The sequence below is a fragment of the Aeromicrobium choanae genome (assembly GCF_900167475.1).
Lineage (GTDB): Bacteria > Actinomycetota > Actinomycetes > Propionibacteriales > Nocardioidaceae > Aeromicrobium > Aeromicrobium choanae.
The window spans coordinates 964,380-985,939 of the sequence record NZ_LT796768.1 but is presented as its reverse complement, the minus strand read 5'-3'; the positions used below and the strand labels follow the sequence as shown (position 1 = coordinate 985,939).

Annotated in this window: 21 protein-coding genes; 18 read left to right on the top strand and 3 right to left on the bottom strand. The window is 69.8% G+C overall.

The window, feature by feature from the left end; translation table 11 throughout:
- Window position 1 precedes the first annotated feature (1 nt).
- Window positions 2-496 carry a DUF3253 domain-containing protein gene (locus B5D60_RS04790; protein WP_153302875.1) on the bottom strand — a complete coding sequence of 165 codons (495 nt, stop codon included), beginning with the start codon at window positions 494-496 and terminating at the stop codon, window positions 2-4.
- Window positions 497-560: 64 nt separating this feature from the next.
- Window positions 561-1,064, bottom strand: coding sequence for a thioesterase family protein (locus tag B5D60_RS04785; protein ID WP_172806255.1), 504 nt, complete (start codon window positions 1,062-1,064; stop codon window positions 561-563).
- Window positions 1,065-1,229: 165 nt separating this feature from the next.
- Here B5D60_RS04785 and B5D60_RS04780 point away from each other — a divergent pair, with 165 nt between their 5' ends.
- From B5D60_RS04780 to B5D60_RS04710, 15 genes are all read left to right on the top strand, one after another.
- Window positions 1,230-2,747 carry an AMP-binding protein gene (locus B5D60_RS04780; RefSeq protein ID WP_078699091.1) on the top strand — a complete coding sequence of 506 codons (1,518 nt, stop codon included), beginning with the start codon at window positions 1,230-1,232 and terminating at the stop codon, window positions 2,745-2,747.
- Window positions 2,744-3,436: an HAD family hydrolase gene (locus tag B5D60_RS04775; protein ID WP_078699090.1), complete on the top strand. Its 693-nt coding sequence runs from the start codon at window positions 2,744-2,746 to the stop codon at window positions 3,434-3,436. Before B5D60_RS04780 ends, B5D60_RS04775 begins: the two co-directional genes overlap by 4 nt.
- A 69-nt stretch (window positions 3,437-3,505) precedes the next feature.
- Window positions 3,506-4,315, top strand: a complete 810-nt coding sequence (locus tag B5D60_RS04770) for an SDR family oxidoreductase (RefSeq protein ID WP_078699089.1) — start codon at window positions 3,506-3,508, stop codon at window positions 4,313-4,315.
- 60 nt (window positions 4,316-4,375) lie between these two features.
- Complete coding sequence (locus tag B5D60_RS04765) at window positions 4,376-5,611, top strand: acyl-CoA dehydrogenase family protein (RefSeq protein WP_078699088.1); 1,236 nt, start codon at window positions 4,376-4,378, stop codon at window positions 5,609-5,611.
- A 215-nt stretch (window positions 5,612-5,826) separates the two neighbouring features.
- On the top strand, window positions 5,827-6,768 hold the full coding sequence (locus B5D60_RS04760; RefSeq protein ID WP_078699087.1) for an ABC transporter permease: 942 nt from the start codon (window positions 5,827-5,829) through the stop codon (window positions 6,766-6,768).
- Window positions 6,765-7,739: an ABC transporter permease gene (locus B5D60_RS04755; RefSeq protein ID WP_078699086.1), complete on the top strand. Its 975-nt coding sequence runs from the start codon at window positions 6,765-6,767 to the stop codon at window positions 7,737-7,739. Before B5D60_RS04760 ends, B5D60_RS04755 begins: the two co-directional genes overlap by 4 nt.
- Entirely contained in the window at window positions 7,736-8,602 is an 867-nt protein-coding gene (locus tag B5D60_RS04750) for an ABC transporter ATP-binding protein (protein ID WP_078699085.1), read from the top strand. Before B5D60_RS04755 ends, B5D60_RS04750 begins: the two co-directional genes overlap by 4 nt.
- Window positions 8,595-9,398 carry an ABC transporter ATP-binding protein gene (locus B5D60_RS04745; protein WP_078699084.1) on the top strand — a complete coding sequence of 268 codons (804 nt, stop codon included), beginning with the start codon at window positions 8,595-8,597 and terminating at the stop codon, window positions 9,396-9,398. The genes B5D60_RS04750 and B5D60_RS04745 overlap by 8 nt, the downstream gene beginning before the upstream one ends.
- Window positions 9,399-9,446: 48 nt before the next feature.
- Window positions 9,447-10,973, top strand: coding sequence for a class I adenylate-forming enzyme family protein (locus tag B5D60_RS04740; RefSeq protein WP_078699083.1), 1,527 nt, complete (start codon window positions 9,447-9,449; stop codon window positions 10,971-10,973).
- The gene (locus B5D60_RS04735) at window positions 10,970-11,992 is read left to right on the top strand and encodes a phosphotransferase family protein (RefSeq protein ID WP_078699082.1); all 1,023 of its coding nucleotides are present in this window, start codon (window positions 10,970-10,972) and stop codon (window positions 11,990-11,992) included. The genes B5D60_RS04740 and B5D60_RS04735 overlap by 4 nt, the downstream gene beginning before the upstream one ends.
- Before the next feature lie 101 nt (window positions 11,993-12,093).
- Window positions 12,094-13,689 carry an ABC transporter substrate-binding protein gene (locus B5D60_RS04730; protein WP_078699081.1) on the top strand — a complete coding sequence of 532 codons (1,596 nt, stop codon included), beginning with the start codon at window positions 12,094-12,096 and terminating at the stop codon, window positions 13,687-13,689.
- Window positions 13,690-13,853: 164 nt separating this feature from the next.
- Window positions 13,854-15,431, top strand: coding sequence for an ABC transporter substrate-binding protein (locus B5D60_RS04725; protein WP_078699080.1), 1,578 nt, complete (start codon window positions 13,854-13,856; stop codon window positions 15,429-15,431).
- Window positions 15,432-15,521: 90 nt separating this feature from the next.
- The gene (locus B5D60_RS04720; protein ID WP_078699079.1) at window positions 15,522-16,289 is read left to right on the top strand and encodes a crotonase/enoyl-CoA hydratase family protein; all 768 of its coding nucleotides are present in this window, start codon (window positions 15,522-15,524) and stop codon (window positions 16,287-16,289) included.
- A gap of 38 nt (window positions 16,290-16,327) precedes the next feature.
- Window positions 16,328-16,807, top strand: coding sequence for a MaoC family dehydratase (locus tag B5D60_RS04715; protein ID WP_078699078.1), 480 nt, complete (start codon window positions 16,328-16,330; stop codon window positions 16,805-16,807).
- A 62-nt stretch (window positions 16,808-16,869) separates the two neighbouring features.
- Window positions 16,870-17,547 carry a TetR/AcrR family transcriptional regulator gene (locus tag B5D60_RS04710; protein WP_078699077.1) on the top strand — a complete coding sequence of 226 codons (678 nt, stop codon included), beginning with the start codon at window positions 16,870-16,872 and terminating at the stop codon, window positions 17,545-17,547.
- Between the two features lie 56 nt (window positions 17,548-17,603).
- Here the strand turns inward: B5D60_RS04710 and B5D60_RS04705 are convergent, their stop codons facing one another.
- Complete coding sequence (locus tag B5D60_RS04705) at window positions 17,604-19,052, bottom strand: MFS transporter (RefSeq protein WP_078699076.1); 1,449 nt, start codon at window positions 19,050-19,052, stop codon at window positions 17,604-17,606.
- 150 nt (window positions 19,053-19,202) lie between these two features.
- On the opposite strand from B5D60_RS04705, the gene B5D60_RS04700 reads away from it, so the two are divergent.
- The 3 genes from B5D60_RS04700 to B5D60_RS04690 are packed head-to-tail and all read left to right on the top strand — an operon-like array spanning window position 19,203 to window position 21,555.
- Window positions 19,203-20,402, top strand: a complete 1,200-nt coding sequence (locus B5D60_RS04700) for an acetyl-CoA C-acyltransferase (protein ID WP_078699075.1) — start codon at window positions 19,203-19,205, stop codon at window positions 20,400-20,402.
- Window positions 20,402-21,259: an enoyl-CoA hydratase-related protein gene (locus tag B5D60_RS04695; RefSeq protein ID WP_078699074.1), complete on the top strand. Its 858-nt coding sequence runs from the start codon at window positions 20,402-20,404 to the stop codon at window positions 21,257-21,259. The genes B5D60_RS04700 and B5D60_RS04695 overlap by 1 nt, the downstream gene beginning before the upstream one ends.
- Window positions 21,256-21,555 carry a putative quinol monooxygenase gene (locus tag B5D60_RS04690; protein ID WP_078699073.1) on the top strand — a complete coding sequence of 100 codons (300 nt, stop codon included), beginning with the start codon at window positions 21,256-21,258 and terminating at the stop codon, window positions 21,553-21,555. The genes B5D60_RS04695 and B5D60_RS04690 overlap by 4 nt, the downstream gene beginning before the upstream one ends.
- Window positions 21,556-21,560 lie beyond the last annotated feature (5 nt).

Below are 21,560 nucleotides of genomic sequence, written 5' to 3'. Positions count from 1 at the left end.
GTCAGGCGAAGCGGTCGCCGCGTCCGATCCGGACCGGCCCCTTCGCCGTCGTCGCGGTGACGGTCTCGCCGCGCTGGGTGACGACGACGGCTCCGGTCCCGGCGAGGGCGTCGGCGACCTCGCGCACCGCGTCCATGTGGCGCCGCCAGTGGTCGCCGCCCACGACCCGAGCGACGTCGCTGGGGCAGATCGTGGTGCCGTCGCGGTGGCGCAGCAGGGCGCGGACGGCCGCCTCGGAGCGCGTGGCGAGCGAGTGGTCGGTGGGCTCCTCCCACCACGGCCGGCCGCGCTCACCGAGGGCGACCTTCGCGTCGCCGACCCGATCGCGGGCGTCCGGCTCTCCGGCCTTCACCGCGCGGCGGGCGCTCATCAACTCGTCGACGAGCTCCTGGCGCAGCGGACCGGGGATCGCGGGGTCACTCGCGCGCCACCGCCGTCCGCCGATCACCAGGAAGTGACCGTCGGGGGTTCGCTCGGGCTCGTTCGTGTCCGGCATCGCCCCTCCTGTCCGACGACTCGACGCTAGCCGAGCACGAACGCAGGCGCAGGGCGCGACGGGCTCAGCGGACGCCGAGGGGTCCGGCCAGCGGAAGCCCCCACGGCAGGGCGGCATGCTCGTCGCGCAGGGCCTCCAGGGGCGCGACGAGGTGCTGCGGCATGGCCGTGGTGCGGCGGGTGGTGAGGTCGACGTGCAGCTCGAGGAACTCCAGCGTGTTGGCCACGGTCCCGCGGGAGCGGTTCACCAAGATGGTCTGCGCGTGCAGCGCCTTCGCGCTCACGCCCAGCAGGCGCAGGTGCACCGAGAGCTCGTCGCCGACGAGCGACTCGTCGAGGAACTTGATGTGGTGCTCGACGCTGAAGACACTGTGGCCGGTGCGGTCTCGGTACTCCTCGTCGAATCCCAGGCGCTGGAACGCCGCGTCGCCGGCCTCCATGTGGAGCCGGTAGTAGTGGCCGACGTTGACGTGACCGTTCCCGTCCTCGAACTCGGGAAGGGCGACCAGCGAGAGCGCGGTGCCGAGGGCGTCGATCTGGTCCATGGTGGGCCGGGCAACGGTGTGCATGGGCGCCACCCTACCCAGAGTTGAATCCGCCCTCATGTGGCGGTGGAGTCGTCCGGGGTGGTCAGGCGGGGGCCCGCGGGATACGATATTAAAATTGAACCCAAGTTCATCTTGTGATGCAGCCCCATGAGGCGCGTCACACCGAGGCTGATCGAAGGACGACGCATGGTCAACATCGTTTCGCGGGTCTGGGCCCACGCCGACGGCGAGCCGGACCGGGTGGCCATCCGCTCGCCCCGGACGATCACGTTCCGTGAGCTGCGCGAGACGAACCAGCGCGTGGCCGGCGCGGTGCGTGCCGCCGGGCTGTCGCCGCTCGACCGCGTGCTGTTCATCGCCCCGACGATCCCCGAGTTCCCCGAGGTCTACTACGGCCTGCATGCCGCGGGCGTGACCGTGACGACCATGAACGTGATGTCCACGGCGCCGGAGATCGGCTACGTGCTCGACGACTCGGGCGCCTCGCTCGTCATCGCCTGGCACGAGTGCGCCGAAGCGGCCCGCGCCGCGGCCGCCGACCGCGGGATCGAGCTCTGGGAGCTCCGTCCCGGCCTCGAGCTCCCCGGTGAGCCGCTGCTGGAGGCCCACGACCATGCGCCGGACGACACGGCGATCATCCTCTACACCTCCGGCACCACGGGGCGGCCGAAGGGTGCCGAGCTCACCGCCGCGAACCTCGACCGGACGGTCGACTCGTTCCTGCCCGTGCTGGAGCTGACGGGGGAGGACCGCTTCGGCACGGCGCTGCCGCTGTTCCACGTCTTCGGCCAGGCCGTGTGCATGAACACGGCCCTCGCGATCGGCGCGTCCTTCTCGCTGCTGTCGCCGTTCGACCCGGCGAAGATGCTCGACATGGTCAAGCAGGACCGGCTGACCACGGTGTCGGGCGTCCCCACGATGTGGAACGCGATGCTGCACGCCGAGGGCGACTGGCAGAGCGAGGACTTCGCCTCGCTGCGGATGGCCACCTCGGGCGGCGCGTCGCTGCCCGTCGAGATCATCCGCGCGTTCACCGACCGGTTCGGCTGCACGATCCTCGAGGGCTACGGCCTGACCGAGACCACCGGCGCCGCGACCTTCAACGACATCCACCGCGAGCAGCGCACGGGCACCACCGGCCCGACGCTGCCCGGCGCCGAGGTCGAGATCCGCGACGCGAGCGGTCAGGTGCTCGCGCCGGGTGAGGTCGGCGAGGTCTTCATCAAGGGGCCGACGGTGATGAAGGGCTACTGGAACCGCCCCGAGGCCAACGCCGCCGAGCTGAAGGACGGCTGGCTCAAGTCGGGCGACCTCGGCTCGGTCGACGCCGACGGCTACCTCACGATCGTGGACCGCGTGAAGGACCTCGTGATCCGCGGCGGGTACAACGTCTACCCGCGTGAGGTGGAGGAGGTCTTCTACGAGCACCCCGACATCGTCGAGGTCGCCGTGGTCGGGATCCCCGACGACCACTACGGCGAGGAGATCGCCGCGGTGATCGCCGCGGCGCCCGGCGCGCAGCTGACCGGCGAGGACCTCCGTGCCTGGGCGAAGGAGCGGCTCTCCGCCTACAAGGTGCCGCGCATCTACTCGTTCGTCGACGCGCTGCCCAAGGGCGCCACCGGCAAGATCCTCAAGCGCTCGATCGACAAGGACCAGCTGCGCGAGCTCGCGCACGCCGCGTCCCGGGCGCGGGTCCGGTGACGGCCACCGCCGCGGACGTCGTCGCCTCCGCCGAGCCGCCCCGCGCGGTGCTGTTCGACTTCGGGGGAGTGCTCACCGGCAGCGTCTTCGCCTCGTTCGAGCGCTTCAGCCGCGAGGAGTGCGGCGATCCGGACGCCCTCGTGCGTGCGCTGACCGACGACGAGGAGGCCCGTGCCGCCCTCGTCGACCACGAGTGCGGCCGCATCGAGGACGAGGCCTTCGAGGAGGCGGTCGCGCGGGCGCTCGCGGCACGCGGGACCACCGTGGAGTCGCAGGGCCTCATCGCCCGCATGCAACGCGACCTGCACCCGGACCACGCGATGACAGGGCTCGTGCGGCGACTGAAGGACGAGGGGATCGCGGTGGCGCTGGTCTCGAACTCGCTCGGCCGCGACTGCTACACGGGGCACGGCCTCGACGAGCTGTTCGACGTTCAGGCGATCTCGGGCCGTGAGGGGGTTCGCAAGCCCTCGCGTGCGCTTTACGAGATCGCGTGCGAGCGACTGGGCGTCAGGCCCTCCGAGGCGATCATGATCGACGACCTCGCGATGAACATCCGTGCGGCCGCGGCGCTGGGCCTGGGCGGGATCGTGCACCGCGACGCGGCGGAGACGATCCCCGCGCTCACGGAGCTGCTCGGGCTGGCGCCCGGGACGCTGGACGCGGACTCGTCCGTCCCGACGACTTGAACTTGAGTCCGACTTCAGATTATGATGACGGTGCACTGTGAACCACGTCACGCGACTCGGAGGAACAGCATGGACATCAACGGCAAGGTCGCCGTCGTCACCGGAGCCGGTGGCGGCATCGGCGCCGCCCTGGCCGACGCGCTGGTCGCAGGCGGCGCGCGCGTCGTCCTCGCGGACCTGAAGGCCGACGGCGTCGAGTCCGTGGCCGCCCGCCTCAACGAGGCCACGCCCGGCTCGGCCGTGGCGATCGCCGGCGACGTGTCCCGCACCGACCAGATCGAGAAGCTCATCGCGGCCGCCGAGGAGTCCTTCGGCCCGGTCGACGTCTACTTCGCCAACGCCGGAGTCGGCGGGGGAGTGGACCTGGAGGCCTCCGAGGAGGACTGGGACCTCGCCCATCAGGTCAACGTCATGGCGCACGTGCGCGCCGCCCGCCTGCTCGTCCCCGGCTGGGTCGAGCGCGGCCAGGGCTACTTCGTCTCGACCGCCTCGGCGGCCGGGCTGCTCACGCAGATCGGCTCGGCGACCTACTCGGTCTCCAAGCACGGCGCGGTGGCCTTCGCCGAGTGGCTCTCGATCACCTACGGCGACCAGGGTGTCGCCGTCAGCTGCCTGTGCCCCATGGGCGTCAACACCGACATGCTCACCGGCGGCGCGCCCATCACCAACGAGACGCAGCGCCGTGCCGCGCAGGCCGTCACCGACGCCGGTGGCGTGCTCGAGGCCGACGAGGTGGCCGCGATCGTGCTCCGGGCCATGGAGGCCGAGGAGTTCCTCATCCTGCCGCACCCCGAGGTGAAGGTGTTCCAGTCGCGCAAGTCCGGCGACATCGACCGCTGGCTCGCCGGCATGCGCCGCTACCAAGCCTCCCTCGCCTGATCCCCTCACCCGCCTGATTCCACCTCGTCGACACCGACGCGACCAGCAAGGAGCTGACCCATGCATTTCGAACTCTCCGACACCGCCAAGGAGTACCAGGAGCGGTTACTCGCCTTCATGGACGAGCACGTCTACCCGGCCGAGGCCGTGTACCACCAGCAGATGGCCGAGTCGGGCAACCCGAACTTCCACCCGCCGGTGCTGGAGGACCTGAAGAAGACGGCGCGTTCGCTGGGTCTGTGGAACCTGTTCCACCCGCACAAGAACGAGGAGTGGGGCTCGCCCGGCCTCAGCAACCTCGAGTACGCGCCGTTGGCGGAGATCACGGGTCGTAGCCCGTACCTGGCTCCGGAGGCGATCAACTGCAACGCTCCGGACACCGGGAACATGGAGGTGCTGCAGCTGTTCGGCACCGCCGAGCACAAGGAGAAGTACCTCAAGCCGCTGCTCGCCGGTGAGATGGCGTCGGCGTTCTGCATGACCGAGCCGGCCGTGGCGAGCTCGGACGCGACGAATGTCGAGCTGCGGATGGTTCCCGACGGCGACGAGTACGTCCTCAACGGCCGCAAGTGGTTCGCGTCGAACGCGCTGCACGCGAACTGCAAGGTCCTGATCGTGATGGGCAAGACCAACCTCGAGGCCGAGACGCACCGTCAGCAGTCGATGATGGTCGTCCCGATCGACACCCCGGGCGTGACCGTGGTGCGGGGTCTGCCGGTGTTCGGCTACCTGGACCGTGAGGGCCACGCGGAGATCCTGTTCGAGGACGTCCGGGTTCCCAAGACGGCGCTGCTGGCCGGTGAGGGCGATGGCTTCATGATCAGCCAGGCCCGTCTGGGTCCGGGCCGGATCCATCACTGCATGCGCTCGATCGGCATGGCCGAGCGGGCGTTGGACCTGATGATCGACCGCGCTCAGTCGCGGACCACGTTCGGTCAGCCGGTCGCGGACCGGTCGAACATCCAGGACTGGATCGCCGAGGCCCGCATCGAGATCGAGGCGACCCGCCTGCTGGTGCTCAAGACGGCGTGGCTGATGGACACCGTCGGCAACCAGAAGGCCCGGGTGGAGATCGCCGCGATCAAGGTCAAGGCGCCCGAGATCGCGCTGAAGATCATCGACCGGGCGATCCAGGTCCACGGCGGCGGTGGCGTCACCGACGACTTCCCGCTCGCCTCGTTCTACGCCCACCAGCGCACCCTGCGGATCGCCGACGGCCCCGACGAGGTCCACAAGCGCACCCTCGCCCGCGTCGAGCTGCGCCGCCGCACGAACGAGCGGGACGCTCGCGCCTGAACCGGCAACGGGTGGCTGGGGACGCTTTCCCTGTTCCCAGCCACCTGGCGCCAGCCGCCGGGGCGGTACCTACACCCCGTGAACTGAACTTGGTTTCAACTATGAATTAGGGTGTGACGGACGGCATAGGCCTGCCCGCGCAACCCGTTCGCACCCCCAGAACCCCCCCCGAACCCTCCCAGGAGATCGACCAATGCTGATGGAGACGATGTGACATGAAATGGCGTCGGTTCCTGGTGTCCCGGCTCGTCCGGCTCGCCTTCGTGCTGGTGGCGATCACCACCCTCACGTTCCTGATGATGCACCTGGCCCCGGGCGATCCCGCCCGGCTCGTGGCCGGCATGGACGCGGACGAGCAGGCCGTGCAGGTCGCTCGTGAGCGCCTCGGCCTCGACCAGCCCATGTACCAGCAGTTCCTCGACTACGTCGGCGGGCTCCTCCGCGGTGACATGGGCACGTCCTTCGCGACGAGCCAGCCGGTCACCGACGAGATCGCCCAGAAGATCGGGCCCACCGCCCAGCTGGCCGTCTTCGGCATGGCGATCATCCTGCTGGTCGGCCTGCCGATGGGCATCATCGGCGCCGTGATGACCCGCAACGGTCACCGCGCGTTCGAGGTCATCTTCAGTGGCTCGACCGGTGCGATGGCCTCGATCCCGCAGTACCTGATCGCGACGTTCCTGGCGTTCTTCTTCGCCGTGACGTGGCAGATCTTCCCGGTCGCGGGCTCCGGGTCGCTCAACGCGGCCGTGCTGCCGGCGATCGCCATCGCGATCCGGCCGGCGGCCTCGATCGCCCGACTCGTCCGCGTCCGCACGCTGGAGGTGCTGGAGTCGCCGTACGTCCGCACCGCACGCAGCAAGCGGCTGCCGACGCGCAAGCTCTACCTCGCGCACGTGTTCCCCAACTCGATCACCACGATGCTGGCGATGGGCGGCGTGACGTTCGCCAGCCTGCTCGGTGGCGCGGTCATCGTCGAGCAGGTCTTCGCCCGGCTGGGCCTGGGCACCACCCTCGTCCACAGCGTCCTCGTCGGCGACTACCCGGTCGTGCAGGGCATCGTCCTGGTGCTCGGCTTCGCGGTGGTCGTGGTCAACGCGCTGGTGGACATCATCCTCGGGATCGTCGATCCCCGGACCATGGAGGCGGGCCGATGAAGCAGCACAAGCGCGAGAGCAGCGCCAAGCAGATGTTCAAGGCGTTCCTCGCGACGCCGACCGGCATCATCTCCGGCCTCATCCTGCTCGGCCTGACGGTCCTGGTGATCATGGGCCCGAACGGCTTCGGCGAGCAGGCCGTCGTCAGCGACATGGCCCGCTCGAGCGAGGGACCGTCCGCGGAGTTCCGCTTCGGCACCGACGCCCTGGGCCGCGACATCTTCACCCGCACGCTGGCCGCGACCCGGCTCTCGATCCTCTACGCGTCGGCCGCCGTGCTGTTCGCGATGGTGGTCGGCGGGCTCATCGGCGGTCTGATCGCCGCCGGCGGGCCTCGTGTCCGCAGGGTCGGCGCCACCGTCATCGACACGATGATGGGCTTCGGCGACATCCTGCTGGCCGTCGTGGTCGTCGCGATCGTCGGCGTCGGCGCCAAGGGTGCCGTGCTGGCCATCGGCGTGGCGTTCACGCCGCACTTCGCCCGCTTCACCTACAGCCTCGTCGACTCGGTCATGGTGCGCGACTACATGTCCGCCGCCCAGGTCGTGGGCGTCAGCCGGTCGGGCATCGGCACCCGGTACGTCGGGCGCAACGTGGCCGACAGCCTCGTGATCGTGACCTTCACGACCGTCGCCGAGGGGATCATGGCGATGTCCTCGCTGAGCTTCCTGGGACTGGGCATCCAGTCGCCGCAGTTCGACTGGGGCCAGATGCTCACCGACGGCGTCAAGAACTTCTACCTCAACCCGTACGCGGCGCTCGTGCCCGCGGTGCTGATCCTCATCACCGGCCTCGCGGTCAACCTCTTCGGTGACGCCTTGGCCCGCGCGGTCAACCCCGTGCTGTGGAACGAGCGGCCCAGCCTGTTCCGCTCGAAGTTCCGGCGCTCCGGCGCGGCGTCAGCCGCGATCGAGCCCGAGATCACCCTCGACCCCGGCATGGAGACCGAGACCAGGAAGGGACGCCCATGAACGACGACACCTTGCTCGACGTGCGCAATCTCTCGATCACCATCGAGGGCCGCGACGACGTCCCGCCGCTGGTGCGCAACGTCTCCTTCTCGCTCAAGCGCGGCGAGATCGTCGGCATCGTGGGGGAGTCCGGAAGCGGCAAGACCCTCACCTCGCTGGCCGTGTCGCGGCTGCTGCCCAAGGGCCTGAGCATGACCGCGGACCGGGTCGACTACGACGGCCATGACCTCGTGAACGGCTCGGACCGCGAGCTGCGGACCGTGCTCGGCACGGACCTGGCCATGGTCTTCCAGGACCCCATGTCCTCGCTCAACCCCGCCCGCAAGATCGGGGCGCAGATGATCGAGACCGTGCGCGAGCACAAGGGCCTGTCGAAGAAGGAGGCCCGCGACCTGGCCATCCGCAGCCTCGAGGACGTGCACATCACCGAGCCCGCCAAGCGGCTCAAGCAGTACCCGCACGAGCTCTCCGGCGGCATGCGCCAGCGCACGATGATCGCGATGGGCCTGATGGGCGAGCCGAGCCTGATCCTGGCCGACGAGCCGACCACCGCACTCGACGTGACGGTGCAGGCCCAGGTCATGCAGCTGCTGTGCGACCTCAACGACCGCAAGGGCAGCGCCGTGCTGCTGATCTCGCACAACATCTCCCTGCTGTCGGAGGTGTGCGACCGGATCATCGTGATGTTCCGCGGCGAGATCGTGGAGGACCTCACCACGGCGAAGCTGCTCTCGGGGCCCGACCACCCCTACACGCAGGGACTGATTCGCGCGGTCCCGGACCTCAACACCGACCGCACCGAGGACCTCGTGACGATCGAGGACGGGCAGTTCGACGTCGAACGGGAGATGAACCATGCTTGAGCTGGAGAACGTCGAAGTCACCTACCCGGGCCCGCCCCCGTTCACGGCGGTCAAGGGCATCAACCTGACCGTCCCCACGGGCTCGACCGTGGGCCTGGTCGGCGAGTCCGGCTCGGGCAAGTCGTCCATCGCGCGCGCCGCGATCGGCCTGACGCCGGTGACCAAGGGCCGGATCCTGCTCGACGGCGCCGACGTGACCAACCCGAAGGGCAAGGCGCTGCGCCTCCTGCGCGGCAAGGCCCAGCTGGTGTTCCAGGACCCGCACGCCTCGCTCAACCCGCGCATGGAGATCGCCATGGCCGTGCAGGAGGCCGTCAGCGTCGCCACCGGCAAGCGGATCACCTCGCAGTCGTGCGCCGTGACGGCACTGGACCTGCTGGACAAGGTGGGCGTGCCGAAGGCCGCCATGCGCCGCTACCCCCACCAGCTCTCGGGTGGTCAGCTGCAGCGCGTGTCGATCGCCCGTGCCCTGGCCCTCGAGCCGTCGCTGATGATCCTCGACGAGGTCACCGCGTCGCTCGACGTCTCGGTGCAGGCACGCATCCTCAACCTGCTGCGCCAGCTGCAGCGTGAGCTCGACGTCTCGATGCTCTACATCTCGCACGACCTGTCGGTGATCCGCTACCTGGCCGATCACGTCTACGTGATGCGGCACGGCGAGATGGTCGAGGCGGGCACGGCCGATGCCGTGTTCGATTCGCCGCAGCAGGAGTACACGAAGGCGTTGCTGTCGGCCGTGCCGACGCTGGGCGGGAGCCGCTGGCGTGCACGCCACGAGCCCGTCGCCGCGCACTGATCCCTCCACCCCGTCGATCGCTCCTGCCGGAGCGAGAGGAGCCATGACATGAACGCCGTCGATCGCCTGTGGGACCACGCCCGGAACGCTCCGGACAGCATCGCGCTGCGCGTGGGCGACCAGTCCTGGACCTACGCGCAGGTGCGCGACCTCGCGACCGCCTGGGCCGACCGCCTGGTGCGCGCCGAGGTGCAGCCCGGTGACCGGGTGCTGCTCGTGGCGCCGACCTCCCAGGAGTTCGCCGTCGTCCACCAGGCGATCCTCGCCGTGGGTGCGGTCGGCGTGACGGTGAACTCCGCGTCGACCGCCGTCGAGCTGGAGTACTTCCTCACCGACGCCGAGTGCTCGCTCGCGATCGCGTGGCACGAGACGGCCGAGGTCGCCCGGCGGGCCGCCGAGGCCACCGGCGTCGAGCTGTGGACCTTGGAGGCCGGTGACATCGAAATGGGGCCGGGCGCCGACCTGGACCTGCCCCGCGCGAGGGAGACGGACGACACCGCCGTCCTGCTCTACACGTCGGGCACCACGGGCAAGCCCAAGGGTGCCGAGCTCACGCACGGCAACCTCGCGGCCTGTGCCGAGATCGTCTCGGGCACGCTCGGCAGCGACAGCTCGGACCGGGTCGGGACGGCGCTGCCGCTCTTCCACGTCTTCGGGCAGGTCTGCGTGATGATGGCGACGTTCCACGTCGGCGCGAGCCTGTCGCTGCTGCGTCCCTTCAGCGGCGAGGCGCTGCTGAGGATGGCCGCCGCGCACCAGCTGACGGTGCTGGCGGGCGTCCCGACGATGTGGAACGCGATGCTCCACGCTGACGTCGAGCTCTCGCGCGACGACCTCGCGAGCCTGACTCACGCCCTCTCCGGAGGCGCCGCGCTCCCGCTGGCCGTCGCCGACGCGTTCCGCGAGCGCTTCGGCTGCCGCGTGCTGGACGGCTACGGCCTCAGCGAGACCACGGGCGCCGGCACGTCGGCCAAGCTCAGCGTCCGCCGCAAGGAGGGCTCGGTCGGACCGGCTCTCTCGCAGATGAAGGCGTGCGTCGTCGATCCCGAGGGCAACCCCGTGGCGCCGGGCGAGCGGGGCGAGGTCGCGCTCGCGGGCCCCGTCATCATGAAGGGCTACTGGCGCCGGCCCGAGGCCACGGCCGAGGTCATGCGCGGCGAGTGGTTCCTCACCGGCGACATCGGCAAGCAGGACGAGGACGGCGACATCTGGATCCTCGACCGGAAGAAGGACCTGGTCATCCGCGGCGGCTACAACGTCTACCCGCGCGAGATCGAAGAGGTCCTCTACACGCACCCCGACCTGCGGGAGGTCGCCGTGATCGGCGTGCCCGACGACCGGCTGGGGGAGGAGGTCGCGGCCGTCTTCGCGACGCATCCCGGCCGTGAGGTCGACACCGCGCAGCTGCGCGCCTGGCTGGAGGAGCGCCTCGCCGGCTACAAGGTGCCGCGCATCTACCAGGAGGTCCGCGAGCTGCCGAAGGGCTCGACGGGCAAGATCCTCAAGCGCCAGCTGGACCGCGGCACCGTCCTGGATCAGGGCGTGAAGGTCACCCGGGAGAGGAGCGTCTCGTGACGCAGCTGATCGCGACCGAGCCCATCTCCCGGTGGATCGAGACCCTCGGCATCGAGGCCGAGGGCCCGCTGGACTTCGAGCGCGTGGGCGCCGGGCAGTCGAACCTGACGTTCCTGGTGACCGACGCCGCCGACCACCGCTGGATCATGCGCCGTCCGCCGCTGGGCAAGCTGCTCGCGTCGGCCCACGACGTGGAACGGGAGCACCGGATCATGTCCGGGCTCCAGGGCACGGGCGTGCCGGTGCCGACGATCCACGGCTTCACGAAGGATCCCGCGGTCACCGACGCGCCGCTCATGCTGATGGACTTCGTCGACGGGCGGGTGCTCGACACGATCGAGGCGGTGGAGTCCGTTCCCGAGGGGACGCGCCGCGACATCGGCCTGTCCCTCGCGTCCACGCTGGGCGAGGTGCACGCCGTCGACCTGGAGAAGGCCGGACTGGTCGACCTCGCGAGCCACTCGCCCTACGCGGAGCGACAGCTGCGCCGCTGGCACCGCCAGTGGGAGCAGTCGCGCACGCGTGACCTGCCCATCGTGGACGACCTGGCCGCGCGGCTCACGGCCAACGTCCCGAAGGATCAAGGGCTGGCCCTGGTGCACGGGGACTTCCACCTGATGAACGTCATCACCGACCCCCGGGCGGGGCGCGTGACCGCGGTGCTGGACTGGGAGCTGTCGACCCTGGGCGACCCGCTGGCCGACCTGGGCGGCCTGCTGGCGTACTGGCCGCAGGCCGACGACGAGATCGTCACCGGCTTCCAGGGTCCGACCCTGCCGGGATTCCCGACCCGTGCCGAGCTCGTGGACGAGTACGCGCGGGCCACCGGTCGCGACGTGTCGGCCATCGGCTTCTGGTACGTGCTGGGGCTGTGGAAGATCGCGATCATCGCCGAGGGCGTGCTGCGCCGCTCGATCGACGACCCGCGCAACACCGCGGTGACCGGGAAGATCTCGCCCGAGCTGATCGACGCCCTGATGCAGCGGGCCGACCTCGAGGCGCGGGCCGCGGGCCTGTGACCTGAGCCACCCCCCTGAAGTAAACATGAAACCAAGTTCATATACGATGGTCAGGTGCCGTGCCCCCCGCCGGCATCCCCTGAGTATGTGAGAGGTCGAGCATGAAGTTGAACCACCGAAGCCGCGCGGATCGTCGGTCCGCGCTGCGTCGCGGCCTGGGGTCGGCAGCCGTCGTCGCCCTGGCCGTCTCCGTCCTGACCGCGTGTGGCAGCGACTCGTCGTCGTCCGCCGGCACCTCCGGCGAGGCGCCCGACGAGGCGACGCTGGTGCTGCGCAACGACGTCGACACCTTCGATCCGATGCTGACCGCCGCCGAGCAGGGCGCGGTCCAGATGTACGAGGCGCTCTACGACACGCTCGTGCGCCGCAACTGGAAGACGGGCGAGTACGAGCCCGCGATGGCCACGAAGTGGGAGGCCACCCCCACGAAGATCGACTTCGAGCTCAAGACGGGCCTGAAGTGCAGCGACGGGACGGACCTCAAGCCGACCGACATCGCCAACTCGCTCAAGCGCCTGGCCGACCCGAAGACGGGCTCGATCTACACGGGCCGCTTCTTCGGCGCCGGCGGCGTGAAGGAGATCGTCGGCGACGATGCCGCCAACACCGTCTCGGTCGAGGTCAACGAGCCGCACTCGGACCTGATCGACAGCATGGCCACGGCCTTCATCGTGTGCCCGAAGGGCCTGGAGGACACCGAGGCGCTCGCCACGGCCCCGCAGGGCTCGGGCCCCTACAAGGTCACCTCGATGAAGCGTGGCGACACGTACGAGCTCGAGGACTGGGGCTCGCCCGCCCTCGAGGACCCGAAGAGCGTGCCGGCGAAGCTCACCTACCGCGTCGTGACGTCCGACTCCACCCGCGCGAACCTCGTCGACACCGACGGCGCCGACATCGTGAGCGTGGTGGGGCGTGACTCCAAGCGCCTCGAGGCGACCGTGGAGCCCGTCCAGGGCAAGGCGTTCCAGTCCGACTCGGTCGTGTTCAACCAGCGCGACGGTGCGCCGTTCGCCGACGAGACCCTGCGTCGCGTCGTGGCGCAGGCGCTCGACGCCGAGTCCTACACGAAGGCCGCGTCGTTCGACGTCGGCGAGGCGATCGACACGCTCGCCACGCCCAACATGGACTGCTACGTCGAGAGCAACGGCGACCTGAAGCCCAAGTTCGACAAGGACCAGGCCAAGGCCGACCTCGAGGCCGCGGGCTACGGAGCCGGCGGCAAGGAGCTCACGGTGCGCCTGCTGGGCTACGACCTGCAGAACTCCGGCCCGGAGTACGTCGCCGACGCGCTGCGCGAGATCGGCATGAAGGTCGAGATCACCAACGGCACGCTGGCCCAGGCCGCGGGCATCGTCTACGGCGACTCGGGGGAGTGGGACCTGCTGGTCTTCCCGATGAACGCCCCGGCGCCGCACCTGTACCCGGCCGTGACGAAGATGAGCTCGAACCTCGGCGAGGGCGGCTCGTACAACTTCGGTCGCATCAAGAACGCCGAGTTCGACAAGTACGCCGCGCTGGCACCCGCGACCACCGGTGACGAGCGGTGCGAGAACTGGAGCAAGGCCGAGGCGGCCCTGCTCGAGCGTGCCGACGTCGTGCCGATGATGTGGCCGATCGCCAACTACTTCTCGAAGGACCTGACCTTCGAGACGGGCTACCGCACCACCGATCTGCGGACGATCCGCGTGAAGGGCTGAGCCTCCACGCCGCGAGCGGCCGGTCCTCCTGGGTTCCCTCACCCGGCGGGGCCGGCCTTCGGTGTAAATGAAACTGAGTTCAGTATTGATATTTGTCGTGACCTCGGTCACACTCGTCTCAAGAAACTGAATTCGGATTCAGGCCCCTCGACGAAGGATGACCGATGAACTCTCCCCGAACCCGTCCGTGGCGCCGCACGGTCGGCCTCGCCGGCGCGCTCGCGCTGGCGACCTCGATCCTCGCTGCCTGCGGAGGCTCCGACGAGGGCGGCGACCGTGTCGCGGGACAGGCGCCCGACAGCGTCGTGATGGACCTGCGCAACGACGTGGACACCTTCGACCCGTTCCTCACCGCCGCCGACCAGGGCTCGGTGCAGATGTACGAGGCGCTCTACGACACCCCCGTCCGCCGCGACATGAAGACGGGCGAGTACGTCCCCGCCATGGCCACGGACTGGGAGGTCACCACGACGAAGATCGACATGACCTTCCGTGAGGGCCTGAAGTGCAGCGACGGCACGGACCTCACTGCCACCGACATCGCGAACTCGATGAAGCGCCTCGCCGATCCGAAGACGGGCTCCATCTACACGGGCCGCCTCTTCGGTGCCGGCGGCGTGAAGGAGATCGTCGCGGACGACGCCGCACGGACCGTCTCGGTCGAGGTCAACGACCCCCACTCGGACCTGCTCGACAGCATGTCGACCGCCTTCGTGATCTGCCCGAAGGGCCTGGAGGACACCGAGGCGCTCGCCACGGCCCCGCAGGGCTCGGGCCCCTACAAGGTCACCTCGCTCAAGCGCGGCGACACCTACGAGCTCGAGGCGTGGGGATCGCCCGCGCTCGAGGACCCCAAGAGCGTCCCGGCGAAGATCACGTTCCGCGTCATCACGAACGACGCGACGCGCGCCAACCTCTTCGAGACCGGCGAGACCGACATCGCGGGCATCCTGGGCCGCGACTCGGAGCGACTCGAGGGCAACCACGAGCTCATCCAGGGCAAGGCCTTCGAGGCCGACTCGCTGACGTTCAACCAGCGTCCCGAGGCGCCCATGTCCGACGAGCGCCTGCGCCGGGTCGTCGCCCAGGCGATCGACGCGGCCGCGTACACGAAGGCCGCGTCCTTCGGCGTCGGCGAGCCGGTGAACACGGTCATCACCCCGAACATGGACTGCTACACCGAAGCCAACGGCGACATCGGCCTGAAGTTCGACGAGGACCAGGCCAAGGCCGACCTCGAGGCCGCGGGCTACGGTCCCGGCGGCAAGAAGCTGACGGTGCGCCTGCTCGGCTACGACGTGCAGAACTCCGGCCCGGACTACGTCGCGGACGCCCTACGCAAGGTCGGCATCGACGTCAAGGTCACGAACGGCACGCAGGCCCAGGCCGGCGCCATCGTCTACGGCGACGAGGGCGACTGGGACGTCATCGTGTTCCCGTACCTGAGCGCGGCGCCCCACCCGTACCCGCTCGTGACGAAGATGAGCTCGAACCTCGGTGAGGGCGGCTCGTACAACTTCGGCCGGACCCGCAACGACGACTTCGACAAGTACTCGGCGCTCGCCACCGGCTCGCTGGGCGATGAGCGCTGCGAGAACTGGGGCAAGGCCGAGGCCGCGCTGCTCGAGCAGACGAACCTCGTGCCGCTGCTGTGGCCCATCGCCAACTACTTCGCCGACGGACTCACGTTCAACGCGACGTACCGCACCGTCGACCTGCGGAGCATCCGCGCGGTCGAGTGAGATCGGTGGGCGCCCGCGCAGCACGGGGCGCCCACCTCCTCACATTCCGATCCACCGCCGGTGCCACCGGCGACCAGCACAAGGAGATTCATGTCAGTCGTACTCAGCGAGAAGGTCCTGGACGGCCGGGCCCTGCTGATCACCCTGAACCGTCCCGACGCCCGCAACGCGGTCAACGGACAGGTGGCCCGCGAGATGGCGGCGGTGCTCGACGAGCTCGACGCCGATCCGGCGCTGGTGGTCGGCATCATTCGCGGCGAGGGCCGTGGCTTCAGCGCCGGCATGGACCTCAAGGCCTTCCTCGAGGGTGACTTCCCGGCATTCGAGGACCGCGGCTTCGGCGGGTTCGCCACGCGCGGTCCCAAGACCCCGCTCATCGCCGCGATCGAGGGCTTCGCCGTCGCCGGCGGCCTGGAGATGGCGCTGGCGTGCGACCTGATCGTGGCCGCTTCCGACGCCAAGCTCGGCCTGCCCGAGGTCAAGCGCTCCCTCATCGCCGCCGGTGGCGGTCTGCTGCGCCTCGCGCAGCGGATCCCGTACCACGTGGCCGCGGAGATCGCGCTGACCGGAGACCACCTCCCGGTCGAGCGGCTGTACCAGGTCGGCCTGGTCAACCGCGTCGCCGAGCCCGGTCAGGCCCTCGACGTGGCCCTCGAGCTGGCGAAGCAGCTGGTCGACAACGCCCCGCTGGCCCTCGAGGGCTCCAAGTACGTCCTCGAGAACGCGGCCGACTGGGGCATGGCCGAGGGCTGGAAGCAGCAGGAGCCCATCGCCATGCGCGTCAGCACCTCCGAGGACGCCCGCGAGGGCGCCACCGCGTTCGCCGAGCGCCGCGCGCCCGTCTGGCGCGGACGCTGACCCCCGATTTCCCACCCCAACCCACGAAGGACAGAACTTTGACCGACATCACGCAACTGCCCGTCCGCCCCCAGAACGTCGCCGACCTCGAGGCCCTCGTCGGCAAGACGATCGGCCCGACCGACTGGCACGAGGTCACGCAGGAGAGCGTCAACGCCTTCGCCGACGTGACGGGCGACCACCAGTGGATCCACGTCGATCCCGACCGCGCCGCGCAGAGCCCGCTCGGCACGACCATCGCGCACGGCCTCTACAGCCTGTCGCTCGGACCGGCGTTCTCCTACTCGCTCATCTCGTTCGAGGCGTTCGCCCACAGCCTCAACTACGGCTACGAGAAGGTGCGGTTCCCCGCGCCGCTGCCGATCGGCTCGCGCGTGCGCATGACGACCGAGGTCATCTCGATCGATCACGTGCCCGGCGGTGTCCAGCTGCGCGCGCGGCAGGTCTTCGAGCGCGAGGGCTCGGAGAAGCCGGTCGCGGTGGCCGAGTCCCTCGGGCGGCTCGTGGAAGCGGAGTAGAACCTTCGTGACCAAGCAGTAACAAAGCCGAACTCGACCTCAGATTCCTCTAGGATGACGGAATGAGCAGCTCCGCAGAGAGTACGACGCGCCATCGGCGCTCCGCCGGTTTCTCCGGCGAGGCGCCGTCGCGCGAGCTGCCCACGACCCCTCGTGGGCTGCGCACGCGCGCCAACCTCATCGACGCCGCGCGCGTCGTGTTCGAGCGCGACGGGTTCCTCGACGCACGGCTCGTGGACATCACGACGGAGGCGGGCATCTCGGCCGGCTCCTTCTACACGTACTTCGACAGCAAGGAGGAGATCTTCTCCGCCGTGCAGGCCGAGGTCGAGAAGGAGATGCTGCACCCCGACGTCCGGGCGGTCACCGGGGGGGACGATCCCGTCGCTCTCATCCGCGAGGCCAACCGCGCCTACCTCGAGTCCTACCAGCGCTACGCGCCGTTCATGCGGCTCATGGAGCAGGTCGCGAACATCGACGACAACTTCCGCGACCTGCGCCGCAAGCGCGGTGAGGCGTTCGTCGAGCGCAACGCCAAGAGCATCAAGCAGCTGCAGGACCAGGGCATCGCCACCAAGGACGTCGATCCGGTGCTGGCGTCGTTCTTCCTGTCCGGCATGGTCGCCCGCGCGGCGTACTCGCGGTTCGTGCTCGGCGAGGACTGGACGATCGAGGAGATGGTCGACTCGCTCACGCAGCTGTGGGCCAACGCGCTGAAGATCTCGGCGCCCTCCACCTGAGGTTGCACGCGAAGGGCCCCTGACGACACGTCGTCAGGGGCCCTTCGTCGTGTGGCTCAGGGCGTCAGGTCGCGAGCGGCGTCGTCCCGCGCCGGCTCCGACGCGCGGGGCCCGGCCACCTCGCGACGGGGGATGCCGACGAGGGTGATGACGATGCTGAGCACCATGGTCACGGCGCCGATCGCGAACACGATGGCGAACACCGACTCGGCGGGGTGGTCGTCGGGCATCAGGTGGCTCGCGATCAGGGCGACGACGAGCGCACTGCCCAGCGCGCTGCCGCCCGACCTCATGATCGAGGCCATCGCGTTGGCCAGGGCGGTCTCCTCGGGGCGCACGACCGAGGTGACGACGGCCGGGACGGCGGCGAAGCCCATGCTGAAGGCGAAGTTCGTGATGACACCGCCGAGGATGACCTGCCACGCCTGGTCGTGGAACGCGAACAGCTGGAGGTAGCCGATCAGGCCCACGGCCGAGGCGACGAGCAGGGTGGCGCGGCCTCCGAAGCGGGTCACCCACATGCCGCCGAGGGGTGAGGCGACGATGCCGATGCTGGCGGCGGGCAGCAGGTACACCAGGCTCGTCTCCAGGACGGACGCCGAGAATCCGTGCCCGTGGCTCTCCGGGACCTGCACGAGCGCCGTGAGGCTCAGGAAGATCAGGAACATCCCGAAGCCGATGAAGAAGCCGATGGCGTTGGCCGACGCCAGGGTGCGGTCGCGCAGCATCGCCACCGGGACGAGCGGCTCGGCCACGCGGTTCTCGACCGCGAGCCACACGACGAAGGTCACCACCGAGCCCGCGAGCGTCGCCGTGGTGGCGACGCTGGTCCAGCCCCAATCGTTGCCCTGCGTCATGGCCAGCAGCACCAGCACGAGGGCGACGCCGAGGAGGAAGCCGCCGAGCCAGTCCACGCGTCCGGCGCCGTGCGGGCGGTCCTTGGGGATGACGACCACCGACGTGACGAACAGGACCAGCGCGACCGTCATCGTGAACCAGAAGATGTTGCGATAGTCGCGGTCCCCATGGGTGAGGACGCCCGTGAGCACGAGGCCGGCGCCGGCGCCGACGCTGATCGCGCCGGTCAGGAACGAGAGCCCGAGGGGCAGGCGGCGCATCGGGAGGTGCTCACGCAGGAGGCCGACCGACAGGGGGAACAGGCAGAACGACGCGCCCTGCATCGCGCGGGCCACGAGCAGGATCCAGTACGACGACGTCACGGCGGCGAGCAGCGATCCGACAGCGACCGCGCCCACGACGACGAGCACGAGGCGACGCCGGCCGTGCAGGTCGCCGGACTTGCTCAGGACCGGGGTCAGCACGGCCGCGGCCAGCAGGTTGATGGTGACGACCCAGCCGATCGCGGTGGTGGAGACCTCGAGGTCGCGGCTCATCTTGCCCAGGACCGGCACGGCCATCGTCTGCAGCAGCGCGGTCACGGTGGACAACAGGGAGAGGACGAGGACCAGCGTCGCGCCTGATCGACGCGCGGTGTTCCGTGCCATCGGTGTCCGTCCACTTTCCTGCGGGGCACGTTGTTGACATCGGGGGGACAACGAGCCAAAGTTGAAACTGAAGTAAGATTCATATTACCTGTTCCGCGCCGCCGGCGCGAGGACTCTCGACCATCGACTTTCGGATCAGAAGGAACGCTCATGAGAGAGGCAGTTGTCGTCTCGACCGCCCGCACCCCCATCGGCAAGGCCTATCGCGGTGCCTTCAACAACACGCAGGCACAGGAGCTGGCGGGCCACGCCATCGCCGAGGCCGTCAAGCGTGCCGGCATCGAAGGCTCGGAGGTCGACGACGTCGTCTTCGGCGCCGCCATGCAGCAGGGCAGCAGCGGCTTCAACGTCGCACGCCAGGCGGCGCTGCGCGCGGGCCTGCCCACATCGGTCGCCGGCATGTCGGTGGACCGCCAGTGCGCCTCGGGCCTGATGGCCATCGCCACGGCCGCCAAGCAGATCGTCGCGGACGGCATGGACATCACGATCGGCGGTGGCGTCGAGTCGATCTCGCTCGTGCAGAACGAGCACATGAACGGCCACCGCGCCAACGATCCGTGGCTCGAGCAGCACCGCCCCGACCTCTACATGCCGATGCTGCAGACCGCCGAGATCGTGGCCGAGCGCTACAACGTCAGCCGCGACGCCCAGGACGAGTTCGCCCTGCTCTCGCAGCAGCGCACCGCCGCCGCCCAGGAGGCCGGCCGCTTCGACGACGAGATCGTGCCGTTCGAGTCGGTCCAGCTGGTCCAGGACCGCGAGACGAAGCAGATCAGCGAGCAGCGCGTCGCCCTGGCCAAGGACGAGGGCAACCGCCCCTCCACCACCCGCGAGTCGCTCTCGGGCCTGTCCGCCGTCCTGCCCGACGGCCAGGTGACGAAGGTGTCCAGCGTGACCGCCGGCAACGCCTCGCAGCTCTCCGACGGCGCGTCCGCCTCGGTGCTCATGGAGGCCAAGGTCGCCGAGCAGCGTGGTGCGAACGTCCTCGGCGTCTACCGCGGCATGGCCGTCGCCGGCTGCGATCCCGACGAGATGGGCATCGGCCCGGTCTTCGCGATCCCGAAGCTGCTCAAGCACCACGGCCTGACGGTCGACGACATCGGTCTGTGGGAGCTCAACGAGGCCTTCGCGTCGCAGGCGCTCTACTGCCGCGAGGCCCTCGAGATCGACCCCGAGCGCTACAACGTCAACGGCGGCGCGATCTCGGTCGGCCACCCGTACGGCATGACCGGCGCCCGCCTCGTGGGCCACTCGCTGATCGAGGGCAAGCGCCGCGGCGTGCGCTACGTCGTGATCTCCATGTGCATCGGCGGCGGCATGGGCGCTGCCGGCCTCTTCGAGGTCGCGTGATGTCGCAGCTCATCAACGGCACGAGCACCGACGACGACGTCTACGGCGAGGTCGCGGACGGGATCGGCACCATCACGCTGAACCGTCCCGACCGCCGCAACGCCCTGTCCGACGCGATGGTCGCCGGCCTGGAGACCCTGCTCGACGCGATGCAGGACTCCGAGGACGTCGGCGTCATCGTCATCACCGGTGCCGGCAAGGCGTTCTGCTCCGGCGGCGACGTCCAGGACTTCGACGCCAAGGGCGGTGAGGGCGGCGGCAGCTCCGAGGTCGACGCCGAGGCCGTCGAGGCGCAGCGCCAGGCGCAGCGCGCGACGGTGGGCAAGATCTACCGCAGCCGCAAGCCCGTGATCGCGGCGATCCCCGGCGCCGCCGCCGGCGCCGGGCTGGGCCTCGCGCTGGCCGCGGACTTCCGGATCGGCAGCGAGCGCGCCGTCTTCGCGACGGCCTTCGGCGCGGTCGGCCTCTCGGGCGACTTCGGCGTGGCGTGGCTGCTCAACGACATCGTCGGCCCGGTGAAGGCGCGTGAGCTCATGCTGCTGAACCCCCGGGTTCGCGCCGAGGAGGCCCGCAGCCTGGGCCTGCTCAACGAGGTCGTGCCCGAGGACGAGTTCGACGCGCGGGTGCGAGCCCTCGCCGAGCAGCTCGCCAACGGTCCCGCCCAGGCCTACGAGTACATGCTGGACAACCTCGACCGCGCCCCCCGCGTGAGCCTCGAGGAGAGCATGGACGCCGAGGTGCCCCTGCACAAGGCGACCGGGCTGACCGAGGACCACATCGGCGCCGTCCGCGCCTTCGTGGAGAAGCGCACCCCCGTGTTCGGCACGCGTGCCACGTCCGCTGGAGGAGACCGATGATCAACGTGACCGCCGCCGTCACCGTCCGCGAGGACCGCACGGCCGAGTTCGAGCAGGCCGTCGCGGCTGCTCGCCCCGCCATGCTGGTCGACGAGGGCTGCACCCGGTGGGACCTGCAGCGCGTGAGCGGCAGCCAGGTGGACTACGTGCTGCTCGAGGAGTACGCCGACGGTGACGCGCTGCGTCGTCACGGCTCGTCGGCCGAGTTCAACGCCTTCGGCGAGGTGCTGAAGGATCTCGTCGCGGGCCCGCCCGTCATCTCGGTGCTCAGGCCTGTCGGTGAGCAGAGCCAGTAGTCCCG

What these genes read in the sequence shown, in the direction of transcription:
- B5D60_RS04790 (WP_153302875.1), bottom strand. Translation starts at nt 496, where the DNA reads ATGCCGGACACGAACGAGCCCGAGCGAACCCCCGACGGTCACTTCCTG.
- B5D60_RS04785 (WP_172806255.1), bottom strand. Translation starts at nt 1,064, where the DNA reads ATGCACACCGTTGCCCGGCCCACCATGGACCAGATCGACGCCCTCGGC.
- B5D60_RS04780 (WP_078699091.1), top strand. Translation starts at nt 1,230, where the DNA reads ATGGTCAACATCGTTTCGCGGGTCTGGGCCCACGCCGACGGCGAGCCG.
- B5D60_RS04770 (WP_078699089.1), top strand. Translation starts at nt 3,506, where the DNA reads ATGGACATCAACGGCAAGGTCGCCGTCGTCACCGGAGCCGGTGGCGGC.
- B5D60_RS04765 (WP_078699088.1), top strand. Translation starts at nt 4,376, where the DNA reads ATGCATTTCGAACTCTCCGACACCGCCAAGGAGTACCAGGAGCGGTTA.
- B5D60_RS04760 (WP_078699087.1), top strand. Translation starts at nt 5,827, where the DNA reads ATGAAATGGCGTCGGTTCCTGGTGTCCCGGCTCGTCCGGCTCGCCTTC.
- B5D60_RS04755 (WP_078699086.1), top strand. Translation starts at nt 6,765, where the DNA reads ATGAAGCAGCACAAGCGCGAGAGCAGCGCCAAGCAGATGTTCAAGGCG.
- B5D60_RS04750 (WP_078699085.1), top strand. Translation starts at nt 7,736, where the DNA reads ATGAACGACGACACCTTGCTCGACGTGCGCAATCTCTCGATCACCATC.
- B5D60_RS04745 (WP_078699084.1), top strand. Translation starts at nt 8,595, where the DNA reads ATGCTTGAGCTGGAGAACGTCGAAGTCACCTACCCGGGCCCGCCCCCG.
- B5D60_RS04740 (WP_078699083.1), top strand. Translation starts at nt 9,447, where the DNA reads ATGAACGCCGTCGATCGCCTGTGGGACCACGCCCGGAACGCTCCGGAC.
- B5D60_RS04730 (WP_078699081.1), top strand. Translation starts at nt 12,094, where the DNA reads ATGAAGTTGAACCACCGAAGCCGCGCGGATCGTCGGTCCGCGCTGCGT.
- B5D60_RS04725 (WP_078699080.1), top strand. Translation starts at nt 13,854, where the DNA reads ATGAACTCTCCCCGAACCCGTCCGTGGCGCCGCACGGTCGGCCTCGCC.
- B5D60_RS04720 (WP_078699079.1), top strand. Translation starts at nt 15,522, where the DNA reads ATGTCAGTCGTACTCAGCGAGAAGGTCCTGGACGGCCGGGCCCTGCTG.
- B5D60_RS04710 (WP_078699077.1), top strand. Translation starts at nt 16,870, where the DNA reads ATGAGCAGCTCCGCAGAGAGTACGACGCGCCATCGGCGCTCCGCCGGT.
- B5D60_RS04705 (WP_078699076.1), bottom strand. Translation starts at nt 19,052, where the DNA reads ATGGCACGGAACACCGCGCGTCGATCAGGCGCGACGCTGGTCCTCGTC.
- B5D60_RS04700 (WP_078699075.1), top strand. Translation starts at nt 19,203, where the DNA reads ATGAGAGAGGCAGTTGTCGTCTCGACCGCCCGCACCCCCATCGGCAAG.
- B5D60_RS04695 (WP_078699074.1), top strand. Translation starts at nt 20,402, where the DNA reads ATGTCGCAGCTCATCAACGGCACGAGCACCGACGACGACGTCTACGGC.
- B5D60_RS04690 (WP_078699073.1), top strand. Translation starts at nt 21,256, where the DNA reads ATGATCAACGTGACCGCCGCCGTCACCGTCCGCGAGGACCGCACGGCC.